The 310-nt window shown below is 28.5% G+C and carries 1 pseudogene; it reads left to right on the forward strand.

The features are described 5' to 3' along the window. A pseudogene (locus tag G3997_RS00960) lies at window positions 1–310 on the forward strand (IS982 family transposase); the annotation flags it as partial.

Here is a 310-nt window from a genome sequence, read left to right on the forward strand (position 1 = left end):
TTTTGCGATAGCGAAATAATAACTATAAGTATAGTTGGTGAACTTCTAACTATAGATTCAGAAAAAGCATTTTTCAGTTTATTAAGTAGAGAATATTCAAATTTATTTCCAAAGTTAGGAGATAGAACTAGATTTAATAGAACTAAAYGAAATTTACATTCTGTAATCAATGAAATAAGAGAGTATATTTCCTTGTTTATTCAATCTTATTCCAATAATATAAGAGTCGTAGATAGTATGCCAATTCCAGTTTGTGAGTTTGGTAGAGCACATTTCAGTAAATGCTTTAAAGGCGAAGCCTCTTATGGAA

The organism is Romboutsia sp. 13368, from assembly GCF_018336475.1.
Taxonomy (GTDB): Bacteria; Bacillota; Clostridia; order Peptostreptococcales; family Peptostreptococcaceae; genus Romboutsia.